This window comes from Propionivibrio sp. (assembly GCF_017995515.1).
Taxonomy (GTDB): domain Bacteria; phylum Pseudomonadota; class Gammaproteobacteria; order Burkholderiales; family Rhodocyclaceae; genus Propionivibrio.
The window spans coordinates 15,656-34,055 of record NZ_JAGOIT010000034.1 but is presented as its reverse complement, the minus strand read 5'-3'; the positions used below and the strand labels follow the sequence as shown (position 1 = coordinate 34,055).

Here is an 18,400-nt window from a genome sequence, read left to right as displayed (position 1 = left end):
GTCTTCAGGAATGAAAAAGCCGTGAAAATCCCAAGAAAACCGACAATACGGCCAAAAAGCCCGCCAAAACGACCCCGCGGTTCAATTGCTCACCGTCAGGCCAACTCAAGTCCGACGGGCTGCTAGCGTTGGATCCCTTTCGAATGTGGCTGGCGAGGCGATCTCCTTGTCAACAGCGATTCAAAACTGATACAGATTTTGGTTAGGCGGCGATTTAAAACTGATACACCCCGGAAATTCGTTGGCGCTGATCGCGTTGCCGTGAGGGAGGGCCGAAGGCCCGACCGGAAGGCGGCGCGATCAGCGCGGCGCTCAACCGTTCGCCACCTCCTTCCTGAGCTGAACCATGCCGGCCTGACGCTGGTGCTTCAAGCGGTAGCTCTCACCAGCCATCGGCACGATGCGCGCATGATGCAACAGGCGATCGAGCAAGGCGGCGGTCAGCGTCGCGTCCTGGGCGAAGGTGGCATCCCACTGACCGAACGGCAGATTGCTGGTGACGATCAGCGACCCTCGCTCATAGCGGGCAGCAATGACCTGGAAGAATAGATTGGCCTGCTCCCGACTCATCGGCAGATAGCCAATCTCGTCGATGATCAGCAATCGGTAGCCGTTGATTGCCCGTTGCATGACCGTCTTCAACTGGTTCTGTGCGTGCGCGACCGACAAGGTCATCAACAGATCCGCCGCCGTGGTGAACCGGGTCTTGATGCCAGCCTGGGTAGCGCGGTAGCCCAGCGCAATCGCCAGATGTGTTTTGCCGACGCCGGACGGGCCGACCAGCACGATGTTCTCGTGCCGCTCGACAAAGCCCAGACCGGCTAATTCGTCGATCTGACTCTTCTTGACGCCGGCAGCGAAGGTGAAGTCAAAGTCTTCCAAGGTCTTGATGGCGGGGAATCCAGCCAGACGGGTCATCATGCTTTGCTTTCTGACTTGCCGGCCGGCGGCTTCGGACTTCAGCAAGGATTCCAGAAAGTCGCTGTACGGCGTTCCGGCTTCCGCCGCGCACTGGGCGGCGCTGGCATAGTCCTGGGCAACGAAAGGTAGGTTGAGGGTTTCGCACAGAAACCGCAGGCGTTCGTGTTGCAGGTTCATTGCAGCATCGCCGTTTCCACCCGCCATTGGGTCAGGAGTTGCTCATACACGGCCAGCGGATGTTGCGACGGCAAGCATAGAGCGGCTGGCGCCCCTTGCGAAACTCAACCCAGTCGACCTGCATTTGTTCGCCCGGCGCCGTCTCGAAGCGGACGACCGGGTCAGGCCGAAGGGTCGGTTTGATCCTGCGCAGAAAAGCACGCAGCTGGCTCATCCCTCCCTGGTAGCCTTGTCCCGCAACCTCCCGGTACAGCACCGTCGCCGGTATCCAGTGCGGATGCGCCGATGCTTGTCTCTCCCGCAGGTAGCCCTCGTACGGCGACAACTTGCTGGGCCGTTTCTTCTGACGCTCGTACTTCGGCTTCTCTCCCGTCGCCAGATGACTGCGTACCGTGTTTACCGCACAGCCCACTTCTGCCGCTATCCGCCGAAGACTGAAGCCGTGTTTCCTCAAAACCTCGATTTCCATATACACCTCATTCGTGATCACCGGCGCCTCAAAAAAACGCCGATATTCTCAGTTCGGTGTATCAACTTTCAATCGCTGGCATGTGTCAATTTACAACCGCTGGTGACACTCCTCGAAGCGGATCTTCGACCGACCGAGGGCTGGATAGGCTTGCCAGAAGCCGCTCACACCCCGAAAGTCGGGCAGGCCAGAATCCACGCCCATGCCAGCACCGGCTGTAATGATCAGGCTATCGGCCTGGTCGATCAGATGCGCTGCTGCATTGAAACGCTTCGCCAACTCCTCTCCTGAAAACCCTGTCACCCCGACTCCCCTACACGTGCCTGTCGAGGTGGCCGCGACTGTGTTGGTCCAGGATCAGTTCCTGTCAGGTAGGCCGAGCAACCATCCTCACCGATGGTCAGCCATTCGCACGGCAAGGTCGCCCCGCCAAACATCGACTCAACGACACAAACATCTTTCCACCTTCGCTCGCCATTGCGCTCTTCCATCGGCTGAAAGCCCAACTCCGTCCATTCGTCGATAAGCAATTCGATGTCATTAGGATTCATTGCCCCATCGCGAAGCAAATGGTCGTCAAACCAGACGCGGCCGCCGATCAGACGCTCATGGTCTTTGAGACACTGTTCCCATCCTCCGGGGTACTTCTCGCGGATGGCTGCACACCGTGAGCCAGAGCTTCTCTACAGCGAGATTGGCAAGTTGAAGATGGAACTTGGCTGGCTCAAAAAAAGTCCGGGATCAGCCTGCCGTGATTCGGCATGGGTGGATTGATGCTGGGGATTCAATGGCCACGTGCAGCAATGCCGACTGGCCGGCGTCTCGCGAGCCACGGTCTATGCGCGGCAACGGCCCAAGACGGTTGATGAAAGCGACCTGCTGCTCAGCCGCCTGATCGACGAGGAATATACCCGGCATCTTCGTCGAGCGGCTGTGGCGTAGCGTCAAACATGAGGATGTGTACTTGAAGGGCTACGCCTCGATGGGCGAATTGTTGGTCGGTCTGACCGAATATTTCGCCTTCTACAACGGCGAGCGACCACACCAGTCGCTGGGACAGAAAACGCCGGATGTTGTGTATCGAAGTGGCGTGGGTGGCGGTGCTTTGATCGTGGACAAGTTTGGCGGCGCGATGGAGGAATCCCCTGTTCCGCTACGCTCCACAGGGGATTCCTCCATCACCAAGGCAAGTCCAGAGACAACAACAAAAGCAAAGGCAAAACCGGGGCAGCGCCGTCCAGCTGCGTGTGAGGTCGAATGTGCTGCTTAAACTGACTGCATTACTGTCTTGACTCAGGGGGCCACTTCAGGATTCGAGAAAGAAAGTTTCGTCAGCTTCGACGATCCCGGCTTCGTGTTCAGCTCGGTGTCCGGCGGCGTCGCGCAGAAAGCGATGGCGCCACCGAAGCGCGGTGTTCTTGTCGATCTGGCAACGGTGGGCTGCCTCGCGCAGACTGACGCCCTCAATCAAGACTTCGGCGTAGCGCGTCCATTGTTCGCGCTTGCGCAAATGCGCCAGGGCTGTGCCGGTCAGGGCGTTGAAGGTTCGGCCGCAATCCCGGCAACGATAACGCTTGAGTCCGTGACTTTGGCCCCATGACCCCAGGCGCTCGACCGCAGCGCTGCAATGCGGACAACCCGTCGGTGCCGGTAGCGGCGCCGTGGCGCGTGGCGCCGGCGCCGACTCTCGACCCATCAGCTGTCGAACTAGTTGCTTCCGCTGCTCTGGCGTGAGTTGCTTGAGTTGAGCAACAAACTCGACAAACGCTGTGTGGCGCATGATTCACCTCCTTTGGTAGAACCATGCTTTCAATATAGTTCGCTTCTACAGCTAATTCAGACAGAGCCTATTTTTTTGCGAGGGTCCGACTCGGGTATCACCGGGTGCGTGCGCTTCCTGTCTTGTCCTTGCCCTTCTGCTTCCAGTAGCGAACGCCAAACCAGGCAAGCGTGCACGGCGCAGCGATGAGCAGCGCTTTGGCAATATCCACGCGACCGTCGGTCAGCAGATCCCAGGCGATAATTCCAACAAATATGCCAAGACCTTCGGCAACCGGGAAGGTGACTGGGTGCTTGGTCATGGTATTCAAGCTCCGAACCCTTCCGTGACCAATGTCGGTACCGATTCGATGGCCGTGGCCCGGCAGGTGCGGAATAGAGGCAGTTTGGATGCGGGATTGAATTTGGACATGGAGAGACTCCGGTGACCTGCTCATCGATCGATTGATGGTAGCGGCGGTCCTGAGAGGTGTCTTTAGCGGCTTCGTCAGCTTTGGGTGACGTTCTGTAACAATGGCCACTCAAGGGTGAAGCGCGCCCCGCCCAAGGGCGATTCGTCTGCCGTGACGGTGCCGCCGTGCTGCTCAAGAACGAGCCGGACGATCGCCAGTCCGAGCCCGTAGCCGCCGGTTGCACGGTCACGCGAGCGATCGAGGCGGGTGAATGCGAAGAAGACGCGCTGGCGTTCTTCGGCCGGGATGCCGATTCCGTCATCGTCGACGTAAACCCGGATGCGTCCGGCGACGACTTCGGTGCTGACCGCGATCCTCGTCTTCGTGTACTTGATGGCGTTGCGCAATAAGTTAGTCACGGCGTAGGGCATGCTCTTCTGGTCAAGTTCGACTTCCTGCGCGTCGGGCAGCTTGCTGCAATCGACCGAGAGTTCCAGCGAGCGCCCGAGGATGCGCATCGACTCCACTTCTTCCTCGAGCCACGGCGCGAACTCGATGGCCGTGAGGTGCGGCTCGGGTTGCTCACGCTCAAAGCGCGAATAGGTGAGGCTGGAGTCGATCAGGTTGTCGAGTTCTTCAAGGTCGACGTTCATCATTTGCCAGAGGCGCTCCTGCTCCTCGCACTCATCGGTTTCGGTCAGCATCTCGAGTGCGAAGCGCATGCGCGAGATCGGTGTGCGGAGTTCGTGCGAGATCGCGCTCGACAGCTCTTTCTGTGTTGCGATCAGGCGCTGAATACGCTCAGCCATCCCGTTCAGCGTTTCGGTGAGCAACTCGAAGGCACCGCTCCGAGCTTCCGGTGAACGCGTCTCGAAGTGACCCTCGCCGAGCGCGCGGGCCGTCTGGCGCAGTGCCTCGAGGTCGCGCCAGACGGGACGGACCCAGAACCAGACGGCGATGGCGAGGAAGAGCCCGATCAGGCTCCAGGTCAGCAGCCGGATGCGCAAATCGAGCGGCAGGATGCGCGGCTGATCCGGGTTGGCGCCGGGCGAAATCGGACCGACCTTGAGCACCTGTGGTGTCTGCTTCAGCCGGTGATAGATGACATCACCCTCGGCGTCGATGGCCAGTTCGCCGGAATCGAGTTTTTCCGCTTGCTTCGCCGGCAACTTGAGTGTCCAGCGTTCGATAATGCTCAGGCGGTAGGCGAACTTGGCGTCGAGCGCCTTGATCGTCTTTGGCCATTCCGAGCGTGGTCGCCGGAAGAGTTCGTCCTCGATGAGGACGATGGTGCCGCGCATGAAGCGGCTGGTGTAGTCGTCGGTGATGCCCTTGACGGCGGTCGAAATAACGAAATCGGCAAAGAAAGCGATGGCGATGAACGACCCCATCACCAGCAGGTAAAAGTTGAGGAACAAACGCGACAGGCTGTAGCGCCCGCGCCATGGGGCCGGTTTGTATCGCCCGAGAATGTTCAGCAGCCGACCGCCTTGGGGACTATTGCCAGTCATGTTTGCTGAACAGGTAGCCTTTCCCGCGAACGGTCTTGATGCGGCTTGGGTTTTCCGGGTCGTCACCCAGTTTGCGGCGCAACCGGGAGATGCGTGCGTCGATCGAGCGGTCGAGGCCGTCGAAGCCGATGCCACGCAATTCCTGCAGGAGATTGTCGCGCGACAGGATGCTACCGGCGTGGCGGGCGAGCAGCCAGAGCAGGTCGAACTCGGCAGTCGTTAGATCAATGGCGTCGCTGCCGAGGTGTGCACTGCGCGTCGCCTGGCTGATGGTGAAGGTGCCGAAGGATAACTCGGCGCCGTCGCCGGACTCGGCCGATTGGTCAGTCGGGTTTGCTGTCCCCGGCGCGCGGCGCAACAAGGCCTTGATCCGCGCGAGCAGGAGGCGCGGTTGCACGGGTTTGGCCAGATAATCGTCCGCACCGAGTTCGAGGCCGAGAATCTGGTCAAGGTCTTCGTCGCGTGCCGTGAGCATCAGGATGATGCCCTTGTATTTTTCGCGCACGGCCCGACAGACCTCGAAGCCGTCCTTGCCAGGTAGCATGACGTCGAGAATGACGAGTTCCGGATCCTCGGCAAGAATTCTTGCCTCGGCCGTGTCGCCACGTACTTCGATGGAAACTTCGAAATCGTTCTTGCGCAGGTATTCAGCGGTCAGGTCGGCGAGACGTTCGTCGTCTTCAACCAGCAGGATTCGTGTCTTCATGTTGTCATCTTGGCGGGTTGGCTGCACGAAAAAATACCGCGACAGTTTAGCACTGCTTTGTGCAGCCAATAGCCTCGTGCTGCGTTTGGCGCGATCCGACGATTAACTTAGAATCGCGGCCAGATGTTCTTCCTCGCGACTCCACTTCTGATCCGAATTCTTTTATGCGTTTATCAACTCGAATTGTTTTTGCGGCGCTGGCGATCGTGTCGCTGGGGCTGTTGGCCGCTGGTCTCATCCTTGGCGAACTGGCGCGCTTGCAGCCGTGCTATCTGTGCAACTTTCAGCGCCTGCTGTACATCGTACTCGCCGTCATCGGCGTGTGTGGAGCCTTACTGCCGGGAATGAGCCGGTTCTGGGCGGCTCTGTTCGGCTTGGTGGCGCTGGGGGGCGTGATCACCGCCGTGCAGCAGAGCTGGATGCAGTACGCGCCGCAGGCGGTGACGGAATGCGGTTTTGGCGACCCGACGCTGCTCGAACGGATCGTCGACTGGCTCGGGGCGCAGTGGCCGTCGATGTTCATGGTCACCGGGTTCTGCACCAACAAGGAGTGGAGTTTCCTCGGGCTGTCGCTGGCCAACTGGTCCGGGCTGTGCTTTCTGGCCTTGCTCGCTATTGCCGTTTGGCAGCTGTTTCGGCGCGATCGGTCTGGCCGGTCGTAACCGCGGTTTTCGTCACGCGAGGCAGGCCTCGAGTCGGGCGAGTGCGTCGGCTTCCGTCTCGACAAGGTCAAAGGCGGTGCGCAGCTCGGCTGGGATGGCGACCGGCCGGCCGTTGCGCAGGCTGACGAAAATCCATTGAGTCTCGGCACGCGCCAGAATCTGGCGGTCGCCCTCGCGCAGGAAAAGCGTCTGTCGCGGGGAGTTGCGCTCGAACATGCCTGATACCCAGGTCGCAATGACGATCTTGTCGCCCAGCAGGGCGGGGCGCAGGTAGTCGATGAAGTGCGATTTGACGTACCACGACGAGCCCGTCTCGAGGTAACGCGCCATCGGCCAGCCTTGCGCCGCCGAGTGTTCGATGGCGACGTCCTGCATCCAGCGCAGGTACTCCTGGTTGTTGACGTGGCGATGAACGTCGATGGCGTTGTGGTCGACGGTAAAACGTTTGATGTGGATCGCTGGCATGGCCGATTCAGAGACGTGACATGCCCGCCGGAGCGCCTGTTCTGACGCTCCGGCGGCTTTGCTTTCAGGAACGCTTGAGGCGTTCCAGCTGTGGCTGGAGTTTTTCGACGGTGGCGATGAAGTCGGCGAGGCGCTTCTTCTCCTGTTCGACCACCTGCGCCGGTGCGCGCGCGACGAAGCTCTCGTTGGCGAGTTTGGCGGTTGCCTTGACGATTTCGCCTTCAAGCCGGGTTATTTCCCTTGAGAGGCGTTCGGTCTCGGCGGCGACATCGATTTCGATCTTGAACATGAGCCGTGTTTCGCCGACGACGGCGATCGGGGCGTTAGCGTCATCGGGCAGCGTGTCGACGATCTGCATGTCGGAGAGCTTGGCCAGCGCCTTGAGGTAGGGCGCGAACTCGGCCAACACGGCGGCGTCGCCACTGGCGATCAGGGGCAGCTTTTGTGCCGGCGAGATGTTCATTTCACCGCGCAGGTTACGGCAGGCGTAGGCGAGGTCCTTGAGTTCCTGCACCTTGGTTTCGCTGGCCGGCATGATGCGCTCGGGCTGCGACTTGGGATACGCAGCAAGCATGATCGACTCGTGCGTCTTGCGTTGCGCGAGCGGGGCGACGGCTTGCCACAGCTCTTCGGTGATGAACGGAATCAGCGGATGCGCGAGGCGCAGCACCGTTTCCAGCACGCGCACCAGCGTCCGGCGCGTGGCACGAGCAGCACCCTCGTCGCCGGACTGGATCTGTACCTTGGCCAGTTCGAGATACCAGTCGCAGAACTCGTCCCAGACGAATTCGTAGATGGCGCGGGCCAAGAGGTCGAAACGGTAGTCGGCGAAATGCTGTGCGATCTCGGCTTCGGTGCGCTGCAGTTTGCTGACGATCCAGCGATCGGCGAACGAGAAGTGCAGGCCTTCCGGGCAGATGTTCGGCGTGACCGGGTCGAAACCGCAATCGTGGCCTTCGGTGTTCATCAGCACGAAGCGCGTGGCGTTCCACAGCTTGTTGCAGAAGTTGCGGTAGCCCTCGCAGCGGTGCAGGTCGAACTTGATGTCGCGGCCGGGGCTGGCGAGCGAGAGGAAGGTGAAGCGGAGTGCGTCGGTGCCGAAGGCCGGGATGCCTTCCGGGAATTCCTTGCGCGTGCGCTTCTCGATCTGTTCGGCCTGCTTCGGGTTCATCAGGCCGGTGGTGCGTTTCTTCACCAGATCCTCGATGCCGATGCCGTCGATCAGGTCGATCGGATCGAGCACGTTGCCCTTGGACTTGCTCATCTTCTGGCCTTCCGCGTCGCGGATCAGGCCGTGCACATAGACGTGCTTGAACGGAATCTTGCCGGTGATGTGCTTGGTCATCATGACCATGCGCGCCACCCAGAAGAAGATGATGTCGAAACCGGTGACGAGCACCGTCGACGGCAGGTAGAGGTCGAGCGCGGGGTTCGACTTCTCGGGCCATTCGGGCGTCCAGTCGAGCGTGGAGAACGGCCACAGCGCCGACGAATACCAGGTGTCGAGCACGTCGGCATCACGTATCAGTGCGCCGCTGATTCCCTTGGCTGCGGCCTGTGCCTTGGCTTCTTCCTCGTTATGGGCGACGTAGACGTTGCCCTGCTCGTCGTACCACGCCGGAATCTGGTGGCCCCACCACAGCTGGCGCGAGATGCACCAGTCCTGAATGTTGTTCAGCCACTGGTTGTAGGTGTTGACCCAGTTCTCCGGCACGAACTTGATCTCGCCGGAAGCGACGCATTCGAGCGCCTTGCCGACGATGCTGGTGCCGTCCGAATTTGGCCCAACTCCGGGCTTGGACATGGCGACGAACCACTGGTCGGTGAGCATCGGCTCGATGACGACGCCGGTGCGGTCGCCGCGCGGTACCTTGAGCTTGTGCTTGTCGGTCTTGACCAGGATGCCGAGCGCTTCGAGGTCGGCGACGACGGCCTTGCGCGCGTCGAAGCGGTCCATGCCGCGGTATTTTTCCGGCGCGTTCTCGTTGATCTTGGCGTCGAGCGTCAGGATCGAGATGATCGGCAGCTTGTGTCGCTGGCCGACGGCGTAGTCGTTGAAGTCGTGCGCCGGCGTGACCTTGACGCAGCCGGTGCCGAATTCGAGGTCAACGTAGGCGTCGGCGATGATCGGGATTTCGCGATCGGTGAGGGGCAGCTTGACCATCTTGCCGATCAGGGGCTTGTAGCGCTCATCCTCCGGATGCACCATCACGGCGGTGTCGCCGAGCATGGTTTCCGGGCGCGTGGTGGCCACCGTCAGGGACCCGGAGCCGTCGGCCAGCGGGTAGGTGATGTGCCACATGAAGCCGTCTTCCTCCTCACTCACCACTTCGAGGTCGGAAACGGCGGTATGCAGCACCGGATCCCAGTTCACCAGGCGCTTGCCGCGGTAAATCAGCCCTTCGTTGTAGAGGCGCACGAAGGTTTCGGTGACGATCTTGGAGAGGCCGGCATCCATCGTGAAGCGCTCGCGCGTCCAGTCCGGCGAGGTGCCGAGGCGGCGCATCTGGCGGGTGATGGTGTTGCCCGAGTATTCCTTCCACTCCCAGACTTTTTCGAGGAACTTCTCGCGGCCGAGGTCGTGGCGCGAAATGCCCTGTCCGTCGAGTTGGCGTTCGACGACGATCTGCGTGGCGATGCCGGCGTGGTCGGTACCCGGCTGCCACAGCGTGTTGTCGCCGCGCATGCGGTGGTAGCGCGTCAGCGCATCCATGATCGCCTGGTTGAAACCGTGGCCCATGTGCAGGGTGCCGGTGACGTTCGGCGGCGGCAGCAGGATACAGAAGGCGTCGGATTTGTCCGTGTCGAGGCCAGCGGCGAAATAGCCCTTGGCCTCCCAGTCGGGGTAACAGCGGCGCTCAATGTCAGCCGGCTCAAAGCTCTTGGCGAGTTCCATAGGATGCAGGGGTGCAGGTGAAGGAAACCCGCGATTATACTGGATCGCGCTTTGCCGCTGCCGCGCGCTGCTCAGTCGAGATCGTTCGTGTCTTCGAGCGGCAGGCGGAGCTGCTTGCGTCGGGCGATGTAGTCGCGCAGAGCGGTTTCCATCGTCTCGGTGATGCCGACGCGGAGTTCTTCGCCGGCGTTGATCAGCACGGCTTCGAGCAGCGTCGGCAGTTCATAGGCGAGTTGCCGGCCGATTGCGTGGGCAAGGTCCGAGGCGAGCAGCGTGATCTGCGTATCGTCCTCGCGGTGCGGACTTCCTTCGTAGACGGCGGCTTCGGCAGACACGACTTCAGTCAGTACGGGGATGTCGTCTTCTTCGACGACCTGTGGCGTCTCGACGATCTGGGCGGGCAGGCTCGCCGGTGGCGCTGCGACAAAACTACGCCGGCGTCGCATCAGCGAGTCCGCTCGATCGACGACGTTTGAGCTGTCAGCCATCGGTTTTTCTCCGTGAGGTCGAAATAGCGGACTTCGTAGCCTCGGTCCTTGTAGAACTTGACGCGTCGGCGTCCGGCCAATCGTCCTTCGTCATCTCGGCCAACGACTTCAATGACACTGGTGAAGCGGGAAAAGCCCGGGGGAATGTCGGCGGAGAGGTTGATCAGGCGCTCGTTCTGCGGCGGTGACTCGATGTCGTCGGCGATGACCACGGGCGTTTCATTTGCCAGCGGTGAGTTGCCACGTACATGCGGGATGAATCCGGTGGGCGGATGGATCCACAGGTGGCGATCGAGGGCGCCTGCGACTTCATGGTCAGGCGCAAAGACCAGCAAGGCCTTTCTTTGCATGAACGCCTTGCCGATCAGTGCGGCTGCCGCGCCAATGCGGTCGTCCGCGTTGTGGTAGAAGAAGATCTGGGTCAATTCAGCTGGCCGGCGCGTTGCATCAGGTAATGCGCGAGCAAGGGGACCGGGCGGCCGGTCGCGCCTTTGTCAGCACCGGACTTCCAGGCCGTGCCTGCGATGTCCAGGTGTGCCCACTCGAACTTCTTGGCAAAGCGCGAGAGGAAGCAGGCGGCCGAAACGCTGCCGGCCGGGCGTCCGCCGATGTTGGCCATGTCGGCGAAGTTGCTCTTCAGTAGGTCCTGGTAATCGTCCCAGAGTGGCATTTGCCAGGCGCGATCGAGTGCTTCGTCGCCTGCCGAGAGCAACTCGCGGGCGAGCGCCTCGTCATTTGCGAAGAGCCCGGTCGCGACGTGGCCCAGCGCGATGACGCAGGCGCCGGTCAGCGTGGCGACGTCGATCACGGTTTCGGGCTTGAAGCGCTCGGCGTAGGTGAGCGCGTCGCACAGGATGAGCCGCCCCTCGGCGTCGGTGTTCAGAATCTCGATCGTCTGGCCGGACATGGACGTGACGATGTCACCCGGCTTGCTCGCCGCGCCGCCGGGCATGTTCTCGGTCGTCGGCACGATCACCGTGAGATTGATCGGCAACTGCATTTGCGCGATGGCCTTCAGGGTGCCGAGCACGCTGGCGGCGCCGCACATGTCGAACTTCATCTCGTCCATGCCTTCGCCCGGCTTCAGCGAAATACCGCCCGAGTCGAAGGTGATGCCCTTGCCGACGAGCACCAGCGGCTTGTCATCAGCCGAACCGCCACAGTACTGGAGAACGATCATCTTCGGTGGCTGGTGGGAGCCCTTGGCGACCGAGAGGAGCGAGTGCATGCCAAGCTTTTCCATGTCAGCGCGCTCAAGAACCTCGCAGGCAACCGCGTGTTCCCTGGCGATCTGCAAGGCCGTCTCGGCCAGGTAGGTCGGCGTGCATACATTGCCGGGAAGATTGCCCAGCGTTCGCGCGAGCGCGACGCCCTCGGCAATCGCTTGCCCCTGGCGCAGGGCATCTTCCGCATGCGCGAGTTCGTTCTTCTGTTCAACGGTGAAAGCCAGTTTGCGCAGCTTGGGATAGCTCTCGTTCTTCTTTGACTTGAACTGCTCGAAACGATAGGCGCTTTCGCGACCGAGCATCGCCGCCTGCCGGATGCGCCAGGCAACCGGGCGCTTCGCGACGGGCGTTTCGGTAAGGAACACGGTGGCGTTCTGCGCGCCGGTGTCGTTCAAGGCCTTGAGGGCGTTGCGGATCGACGTGCAATACTGCTTGTCGCGGTACTCCTTCTCCTTGCCCAGGCCGACGAGCAACACCCGGTCGCACAGCGTGCCCGGAACGTTGTGCAGGAGCAGCGTCGATCCGGGCTTGCCGTCCATGTCACCGCGGCGAAGGAGGTCGGAGAGGTGACCGTTCGATGCCTTGTCGATTGATGTTGCCGGAGGTGTCAGCTTGCGCGATTCGAACACGCCCACAACGACGCAGGCGCCGCGCTGCTTCTCCGGATTTCCACTTTTTATGCTAAATTCCATCGGCTTTGCCTCTCGCGACACCTGTCGTACCAAAGAGCAATTATCCCTGTTGTTTTTCGCCAAAGTCAAAACATGATCTTTCAGCGCGCGATACGGCGCGAATTCACGCATTCGGCGGCAGGCGTCTTCGTTGCGCTGTTCGCCATCCTGCTGACGACGCAACTCGTCCGCCTGCTCGGGCAGGCGGCACAGGGCTCGATTGCGCCCGAAGCGGTCGTCGCGCTCCTCGGCTTTGCTGCGCTGAACTATGTTCCCACGCTGCTTTCCTTGGCCGCTTTTATTGCCATTCTCCTGTCGCTGTCGCGCAGCTATCGTGACTCAGAAATGGTCGTCTGGTTCTCATCCGGCCTGTCGCTTGCCGCGTGGGTCCGGCCGGTGATGGTCTTCATGCTGCCCCTGGTTTTTGCGATCGCCGGACTGTCGCTGTTCGTTTCGCCGTGGGCCTTGTCGAAGAGCGCCGAGTACCGGGGAAATCTCGAGTCGCGCAAGGATGCGGGGCAGGCATCGCCGGGTGCGTTTCAGGAGTCGTCTTCCGGAGATCGGGTTGTTTTCGTCGAGGCGGTTGCCGATGATGAGAGTTACGTGAAGAACGTCTTCGTCAGTTCGGTCCAGGATCAGTGGCTGGGCGTGACCATGGCGGCCACCGGTCATCAGGAGATCGCGGAAAACGGCGATCGTTTCCTGGTTCTCGAAAACGGGCGTCGCTACGAAATCACGCAGGGAACGCCGGAAATGCGCATCCTTGAGTACGGGCGTTACGCGATTCGCCTGGAAACAAAGGAGGCGCGCGGGATCGAGAAAACGCCGCGCAATACCCCGACGCTCGAACTGCTTGCCGATGACCGGAATTCTTATCGCGCCGAGTTGCTTTGGCGCGTCGGCATTCCGTTGTCAGCGATTGTGCTCGCCCTGCTGGCGATTCCGCTTTCCTTCGTCAATCCGCGTGCCGGTCGTTCGGCGAACATGCTTCTGGCGCTGTTTGCCTACCTGCTCTACAACAATCTGCTGACCATCAGTCAGGCGTGGGTCTCCAGCGGGCGGATTTCGTTTGCAGTGGGTGTCTTCGCGGTGCATGCCTTCATGCTTTGCCTGTTGCCGATCCTCTTCTTCCGACGGATCGCGGTGCTTTCATTTACGCGGTTCTCACGATGAAGATCTATCGTCGCTACATTGCGCGCGAGGTTTCGGCTGCGGTCCTCCTGGTGCTCGCCGGGTTTCTCGCGCTGTTCAGCTTCTTCGACATGATCACCGAGGTCAAGAGCGTCGGGCAGGCGGGCTATCAACTGCACCACGCGATGGCCTTCGTTGTCCTCGAAATGCCGGGCCGGGTGTATGAACTGATGCCGGTCGCTGTCCTCATCGGCGCGCTTTACGCCCTGTCGGCGCTGGCGCGGCATTCCGAGATCACCGTGTTGCGCTCTTCGGGGATGTCTACGACAAACCTGTTGCTCGGGCTCTTTCAGGTTGCGGCGGCTATAGCGCTGCTCACCTTTGTCGTCGGCGAAGTGATCGCGCCGCCTTGTGAGCGAATGGCGCAGCAGTTGCGGCTGACAGCGAAGGGAAAAGCCGTGGGCAAAGATCTGCGCAGCGGTTTCTGGGTCAAGGACGAACGGCGTTTCATCAACGTCCAGACCGTGCTGCCCGATACCCGGCTCAAGGGCGTTCGTGTCTATGACTTCGACGAGAGCGCAAATCTGCGCACGGTCACCGAGGCTGCCGAGGGCGCTTACTTGCCGCCGGCGAGTTGGCGTTTGACCGGCGTAGTGCAAACGAAACTGCATGGCGACAAGTCGGAGATCATCAGGATGCCCGACATGGAATGGCGTTCGGCGCTCAATCCGGACATTCTTTCGGTGCTCATGGTTTCGCCCGAGCGCATGTCGCTGCTGCACCTATCGACCTATATCAAACACCTGGAAGAAAACAACCAGAAGACGCAGCGCTACGACATCGCCTTGTGGAAGAAGGTGATCTATCCGCTCGCAGCCCTCGTCATGGTAGCGCTGGCGTTGCCCTTTGGTTATACGCACAACCGGATCAGCGGCGGCAGCCTGAAAATGTTCTCCGGGGTCATGATCGGCGTGTTTTTCCACATGCTCAACGGCCTCTTTTCGAACCTCGGCGCGATCAACAGCTGGTCGCCGATCATCAGCGCCATTTCGCCTTCGGCGTTGTTCATGCTTGCCGCAGCAGGGATGATCTGGTGGGTGGAGCGGCGCTGATCTTCAGTTCGCGATGGCCAGGCGGGTTCCGGCGAGCCGGTCGTGGAGGAATTGCCCGTCGCGATCCAGGTAGGCCCAGAGTATCCCGACGCCAAGAAAAAGCAGGCTCGGCCAACACAGGAGATAGCGTAGCAACGCCTGCGCCGGGCGAATGGCTGGGCCGTCTGCTGAAATCAGACGGATTCGCCATGTTTTCATGGGCAGCGTCTGGCCGCCGTGTGTCCAGAACCAGCAGAAATAGACGAGCAGGAGGGTGAAGAAGTGGGCCCAAAGTGTTGTCGCCGATGCTGCGCGATGGGCGAGGGCGCCGAGCAGCGCCTGCGGTAGCAATAATCCCAGCAGTACCACGGCCACCAGAATGATCGCCTCATAGCTCATGCAGGCGAGCCGGCGCAGTACACCCGGCGGGGACAGGTTTTCAGAGCGGCGCATCCGGTGGGGCTGGAGGAAGTGGCGGTGGTAGTTCCGCCGTCATCGGCGCTTCCGGAGGTGCGGGTACGTCTGGCGGAGGGGCAGGCGCGTCCGCTTGCATTGGCGGTGCGGTTTCAGTGCCTGGCGGAGGTGCGACCGGCGGTGTTGCCGGCTTGCTGCCTGCGGATTTGTTTACAAACTGCATCGCCCGCTCTCTCAGTCGGGAGCGCTCTTCCTCCGACAGGCTGGAATACTCTTCCCACTTCTTCTTGAGCTCCTGCTTTTTCTCAATTGGCAGTTGTTTGGTCGAAATGTACTTCTCGCGAGCCTCTTGCCGCTCATCGTCCGTCAGCTTGCCCCAGCCCTGCATCTGAATCTGGATGCGTCGTTGTTCCTTTGGTGTCATTGCGGGGAAACGGGCAACGATACCAAGCCATTTTTTCTGGCGGTGGTATTCAAGCGAATCCCAGTCATCGGCGAGTGGGGCCAGTACGGTCTTCTGTTGTACCGTCAGCTCGCTCCATTTGGGTTGCTCCGGCGTGACAATAAGCGACGGGCTGGGCGTGGCTGCCCAGCCCGTGGTAGCAAGGAAGAATGCGAGAACTAATCCTGGGAGGCGGGATCTAGCCATGCGGCAAAGCCTTTGTCGGTGAATGCACCTATCGGGAGTTCGTCAGAAAGGAGTTCGCTATCGATCTCGCCTTGCTCTGAAATGCGCATGTCTGCCAGCCAGAACGCCGAGGAGAGGACGCAGCAGGCCAGCGCAAGCGTTGTCAGCAGTTGTCGAACGCGCAGATTTTCGAGACGATGCTGAACGAAGGTTCCTGCCGCTGCAAGGATCGTCTGATTGACCGTTTGCTTTTGTATTCCTAGCGCGGCTGTACGGGCGGCGGCCAGTCGATCCGTGGTCGTGGCCGGCAAATCGTGCAGCCCGCGATTGAGGTGCTGTCTGACCTTGTAGGCGAAATGTTGCTCGTTCATAACGTAATTCCCTTGCTTTTCAGTGCGGCGGCGAGCGTGTGGGTTGCGCGGGAGCAATGCGTTTTCACGCTGCCCTCCGAACAACCCATCGCGGAAGCCGTTTCGGCGACATCCATGTCCTCCCAGTAACGCATAAGAAACGCTTCCCGTTGACGCGTCGGCAGGGATTTTATTTCTTCTTCAATGATGTTGAGAACCTGGGCTTGCTGCAGTTGGCTGTCTGGGGTGTTCGGGGTAAAGGACTCGGATTCTGCCTCCAATGTTTCCAGAGGGTCACGGGTTTCGTCTTCGTCGGACGTGAAGGACGACAGAAGCGTGGTCCAGAGTGAGCGCACCTTGCTGCGCCGATAGTAGTCCCGGATCGTATTCTGGATGATGCGCTGGAACAGCATCGGAAATTCTTCGGCCGGCCTGTCACCGTACTTTTCGGCGAGCTTCATCATCGAGTCTTGAACGATATCAAGCGCCGACTCTTCGTTGCGCACGGCAAACATCGCCTGCTTGAAAGCACGACGCTCCGATGTCGCGAGAAAATCCGACAGTTCGCGTTGGCTAGCCAGAGTGAAATTCCTTGGTGGTATCGGGATGGAAATATCCCTTGGTAATGAGCGGCTCAGGCTTCAGTCTTGACCAATTGTGGTCTAGGCCTTAACGTTACACGCTTTTTCGAGCATTTTGCTTGGTAAGGCGGCGATGATGACCATGATGACTGGTGCGGAGATTGTAATCAGGTGCCTGCAGGAAGAAAAGGTCGAGTATGTATTCGGCTATCCCGGCGGGTCGGTTCTCCATATCTACGATGAACTGTTCAAACAGGACAAGATCAAGCACATCCTGGTTCGCCATGAACAAGCCGCCGTGCACGCCGCTGATGCGTTGTCGCGTTCCTCGAACAGCGTGGGCGTTGCCCTGGTTACCTCGGGGCCCGGTGCGACCAACGCGGTGACCGGCATTGCAACCGCCTATATGGATTCGATTCCGCTGGTTGTGATTTCGGGGCAGGTGCCGACCTCCTACATCGGGCAGGATGCCTTCCAGGAGTGCGATACCGTGGGCATCACGCGTGCCTGCGTGAAGCACAACTTCCTCGTCCGCGACGTGCGCGACATTGCTTCGACCATCAAGAAGGCGTTCTACATCGCCAGCACCGGTCGTCCTGGGCCGGTCGTGGTCGATATCCCCAAGGACATCACTGCTGCAAAGTGCAAGTTCGAGTACCCGGCCGAAGTCCATATGCGGTCGTACAACCCCGTCGTCAAGGGGCACCAGGGCCAGATCAAGAAGGCCGTTCAGTTGCTGCTGAGCGCCAAGCGCCCGATGATCTATACCGGCGGCGGCGTGGTGCTCTCGAATGCATCGGAGCAGCTCACCAAACTCACGCGCCTCCTCGGTTTTCCTATTACAAATACGCTGATGGGCTTGGGTGCCTATCCGGCGACCGATCCGCAATTTCTCGGCATGCCCGGTATGCACGGCGCCGTCGAGGCCAACATGGGCATGCAGCATTGCGACGTGCTGTTTGCCATCGGTGCGCGTTTTGACGACCGGGTGGTCGGCAATCCCGAGGATTTCGCCTCGATTCCGCGCAAGATCATTCATGTGGACATTGATCCTTCGTCGATTTCGAAGCGTGTTCGCGTCGATGTGCCGATCGTCGGCAATGTTGCCGACGTGCTCGATGACATGATCAAACTGCTTGAGGCGGAGACTGCCAAGGTCGATATCAGCGGCTGGTGGCAGCAGATCGAGGAATGGCGCGCCTGCCAATGCATGAAGTACACGATGAAGGACGTGATCATGCCGCAGTTCGTCATCGAGAAGTTGTGGGAAGTCACCGGCGGCGACGCGATCATTACGTCGGATGTGGGGCAGCATCAGATGTGGGCGGCGCAGTACTACAAGTTCAACAAACCGCGTCGCTGGCTCAATTCCGGCGGCTTGGGAACGATGGGCGTCGGCCTTCCTTACGCGATGGGCGCCTCGCTCGCCAACCCGGACAAGCAGGTGGCCTGCATTACCGGTGACGGTTCGATCCAGATGTGCATTCAGGAACTCTCGACGGCTAAGCAGTTCGGATTGCCGATCAAGATCATCAACCTGAATAACCGCTATCTCGGAATGGTGCGCCAGTGGCAGGAGATGTTCTACAGCCGCCGTTATTCGCAGACCTACATGGACTCGATCCCGGACTTCGTGAAGCTCGCCGAAGCCTATGGGCACGTCGGCATCCGCGTGGAAAGGCCAGAAGACGTCGAGCCGGCCTTGAAGAAGGCGTTCATTGATCACAAGGATGATCTGGTGTTCCTTGACATCCGCACCGCGCGGGAAGCGAACGTCTTCCCGATGGTTGCGGCGGGCAAGGGCTTGTCCGAGATGGTCTTGGCTGACGAAAATCTGTAAGG

The 18,400-nt window shown here is 60.4% G+C and carries 17 protein-coding genes and 4 pseudogenes; 5 read left to right on the top strand and 16 right to left on the bottom strand.

The genetic code is table 11. From position 1 onward, the window contains the following. Nucleotides 1–312 precede the first annotated feature (312 nt). The 3 genes and pseudogenes from istB to KBA32_RS07685 all read right to left on the bottom strand — a co-directional run. Nucleotides 313–1,098, bottom strand: coding sequence for an IS21-like element helper ATPase IstB (gene istB / locus KBA32_RS07695; RefSeq protein ID WP_294357157.1), 786 nt, complete (start codon nucleotides 1,096–1,098; stop codon nucleotides 313–315). Nucleotides 1,099–1,171: 73 nt separating this feature from the next. Then, nucleotides 1,172–1,588 (bottom strand): annotated as a pseudogene (locus KBA32_RS07690) (IS21 family transposase); the annotation flags it as partial. Between the two features lie 87 nt (nucleotides 1,589–1,675). Next, nucleotides 1,676–1,846: pseudogene (locus KBA32_RS07685) on the bottom strand (NAD-dependent deacetylase); the annotation flags it as partial. 637 nt (nucleotides 1,847–2,483) lie between these two features. Between KBA32_RS07685 and KBA32_RS07680 the strand changes: the two are divergent. Beyond that, nucleotides 2,484–2,699 (top strand): annotated as a pseudogene (locus KBA32_RS07680) (integrase core domain-containing protein); the annotation flags it as partial. Between the two features lie 177 nt (nucleotides 2,700–2,876). Here KBA32_RS07680 and KBA32_RS07675 read toward each other — a convergent pair. The 4 genes and pseudogenes from KBA32_RS07675 to KBA32_RS07660 all read right to left on the bottom strand — a co-directional run. Then, nucleotides 2,877–3,221, bottom strand: a pseudogene (locus tag KBA32_RS07675) (IS1595 family transposase); the annotation flags it as partial. Between the two features lie 223 nt (nucleotides 3,222–3,444). Beyond that, nucleotides 3,445–3,657: a hypothetical protein gene (locus KBA32_RS07670; RefSeq protein WP_294357155.1), complete on the bottom strand. Its 213-nt coding sequence runs from the start codon at nucleotides 3,655–3,657 to the stop codon at nucleotides 3,445–3,447. A 176-nt stretch (nucleotides 3,658–3,833) separates the two neighbouring features. Then, nucleotides 3,834–5,249 carry an ATP-binding protein gene (locus KBA32_RS07665; protein ID WP_294357153.1) on the bottom strand — a complete coding sequence of 472 codons (1,416 nt, stop codon included), beginning with the start codon at nucleotides 5,247–5,249 and terminating at the stop codon, nucleotides 3,834–3,836. Continuing rightward, nucleotides 5,236–5,955 (bottom strand): winged helix-turn-helix domain-containing protein, encoded by a 720-nt coding sequence (locus KBA32_RS07660; RefSeq protein WP_294357151.1) that lies wholly within the window; start codon nucleotides 5,953–5,955, stop codon nucleotides 5,236–5,238. Before KBA32_RS07660 ends, KBA32_RS07665 begins: the two co-directional genes overlap by 14 nt. A gap of 164 nt (nucleotides 5,956–6,119) precedes the next feature. Here KBA32_RS07660 and KBA32_RS07655 point away from each other — a divergent pair, with 164 nt between their 5' ends. Further along, on the top strand, nucleotides 6,120–6,617 hold the full coding sequence (locus KBA32_RS07655; protein WP_294357149.1) for a disulfide bond formation protein B: 498 nt from the start codon (nucleotides 6,120–6,122) through the stop codon (nucleotides 6,615–6,617). 12 nt (nucleotides 6,618–6,629) lie between these two features. Here the strand turns inward: KBA32_RS07655 and KBA32_RS07650 are convergent, their stop codons facing one another. From KBA32_RS07650 to KBA32_RS07630, 5 genes are all read right to left on the bottom strand, one after another. Then, the gene (locus tag KBA32_RS07650) at nucleotides 6,630–7,082 is read right to left on the bottom strand and encodes a thioesterase family protein (protein ID WP_294357147.1); all 453 of its coding nucleotides are present in this window, start codon (nucleotides 7,080–7,082) and stop codon (nucleotides 6,630–6,632) included. Nucleotides 7,083–7,146: 64 nt separating this feature from the next. Then, nucleotides 7,147–9,978 carry a valine--tRNA ligase gene (locus KBA32_RS07645; protein ID WP_294357145.1) on the bottom strand — a complete coding sequence of 944 codons (2,832 nt, stop codon included), beginning with the start codon at nucleotides 9,976–9,978 and terminating at the stop codon, nucleotides 7,147–7,149. 71 nt (nucleotides 9,979–10,049) lie between these two features. Beyond that, a complete protein-coding gene (locus KBA32_RS07640; protein WP_294357143.1) occupies nucleotides 10,050–10,466 on the bottom strand; it encodes a hypothetical protein in 417 nt (138 codons plus the stop codon). Continuing rightward, a complete protein-coding gene (locus KBA32_RS07635) occupies nucleotides 10,424–10,891 on the bottom strand; it encodes a DNA polymerase III subunit chi (RefSeq protein ID WP_294357141.1) in 468 nt (155 codons plus the stop codon). Before KBA32_RS07635 ends, KBA32_RS07640 begins: the two co-directional genes overlap by 43 nt. Continuing rightward, entirely contained in the window at nucleotides 10,888–12,384 is a 1,497-nt protein-coding gene (locus KBA32_RS07630; RefSeq protein WP_294357140.1) for a leucyl aminopeptidase, read from the bottom strand. The genes KBA32_RS07635 and KBA32_RS07630 overlap by 4 nt, the downstream gene beginning before the upstream one ends. Nucleotides 12,385–12,456: 72 nt before the next feature. Here KBA32_RS07630 and lptF point away from each other — a divergent pair, with 72 nt between their 5' ends. Further along, the gene (gene lptF, locus KBA32_RS07625; protein ID WP_294357138.1) at nucleotides 12,457–13,536 is read left to right on the top strand and encodes an LPS export ABC transporter permease LptF; all 1,080 of its coding nucleotides are present in this window, start codon (nucleotides 12,457–12,459) and stop codon (nucleotides 13,534–13,536) included. Next, entirely contained in the window at nucleotides 13,533–14,606 is a 1,074-nt protein-coding gene (lptG, locus tag KBA32_RS07620) for an LPS export ABC transporter permease LptG (RefSeq protein WP_294357136.1), read from the top strand. The genes lptF and lptG overlap by 4 nt, the downstream gene beginning before the upstream one ends. 3 nt (nucleotides 14,607–14,609) lie before the next feature. Here lptG and KBA32_RS07615 read toward each other — a convergent pair whose 3' ends face one another. From KBA32_RS07615 to KBA32_RS07600, 4 genes are read right to left on the bottom strand one after another with little or no spacing between them, the layout of a single operon-like run. Beyond that, entirely contained in the window at nucleotides 14,610–15,038 is a 429-nt protein-coding gene (locus KBA32_RS07615; protein WP_294357132.1) for an RDD family protein, read from the bottom strand. Next, nucleotides 15,025–15,648, bottom strand: a complete 624-nt coding sequence (locus KBA32_RS07610) for a DUF3106 domain-containing protein (protein ID WP_294357131.1) — start codon at nucleotides 15,646–15,648, stop codon at nucleotides 15,025–15,027. The genes KBA32_RS07615 and KBA32_RS07610 overlap by 14 nt, the downstream gene beginning before the upstream one ends. Then, nucleotides 15,621–15,998, bottom strand: coding sequence for a DUF3619 family protein (locus KBA32_RS07605; RefSeq protein WP_294357129.1), 378 nt, complete (start codon nucleotides 15,996–15,998; stop codon nucleotides 15,621–15,623). The genes KBA32_RS07610 and KBA32_RS07605 overlap by 28 nt, the downstream gene beginning before the upstream one ends. Beyond that, entirely contained in the window at nucleotides 15,995–16,558 is a 564-nt protein-coding gene (locus KBA32_RS07600) for an RNA polymerase sigma factor (RefSeq protein ID WP_294357159.1), read from the bottom strand. Before KBA32_RS07600 ends, KBA32_RS07605 begins: the two co-directional genes overlap by 4 nt. 136 nt (nucleotides 16,559–16,694) lie before the next feature. Between KBA32_RS07600 and ilvB the strand changes: the two genes are divergently transcribed. Next, nucleotides 16,695–18,398 (top strand): biosynthetic-type acetolactate synthase large subunit, encoded by a 1,704-nt coding sequence (gene ilvB, locus KBA32_RS07595; RefSeq protein WP_294357127.1) that lies wholly within the window; start codon nucleotides 16,695–16,697, stop codon nucleotides 18,396–18,398. The last annotated feature ends 2 nt before the right edge of the window (nucleotides 18,399–18,400 follow it).